Below are 633 nucleotides of genomic sequence, written 5' to 3'. Positions count from 1 at the left end.
GCGTACAAGCGTGTTTGAACCACCAGCTAGCGGGAGTGAGTTGTAGCAACTGACGATACCAAACCGCGCTCCGTCATAAGCATTTGCGTGAATTGGGTAATTCGCAATATGAGGCTTGCTACAGTCACAAATGTTTGTCGTCGCCTGACGTAACAAATCATCTGGTGTGATCGATTCGTCGTACATAAACGTGAGATTTGGTGCAATTTGCTTGAGCTCTGCGTCCACACGCAAAATAGTGCGACAGATAATGTTGTCTGTCGGCCCGATATTCACGTGCATGAAGGCATCCGGCAACGTGCGATCCAACATGATCCAGAAATGTCGAAGTTTTTTGTAAATCTGCGCTTCAGTTTGGTCGCCTACATAAGGCATCAGGACGTCGTCTAACTGCCCTAAATACACCGGAATATTGGTAACAGACGGCACATGATGATAGATGATGGTAAGCATATTTAGCGCATCATCAAAATCTTCTGCAGGTGACAACTCCAAATATTCAGAGCCTTGAGATAAAAACTTAGCATAGTCAGGTAAAACGTAACGCGGTTTAAAAGGCGCATGACCTTCAAACATGTCACAAATTACGCCATCGCTCATCGCTTCACGAAGTGCTTCAGAAATGGGCATGTA

Annotated in this window: 1 protein-coding gene; it reads right to left on the bottom strand. The window is 45.3% G+C overall.

Annotated elements, in window-relative coordinates:
* On the bottom strand, positions 1–633 hold a 633-nt coding region (locus tag R8N47_RS26100; RefSeq protein WP_318186217.1), incomplete at both ends, for a glycyl radical enzyme domain-containing protein.

The sequence above is a fragment of the Vibrio sp. 2132-1 genome, assembly GCF_033344315.1.
Note: the sequence above shows the minus strand (reverse complement) of the source record. Positions and strands in the feature narration are given on the sequence as shown.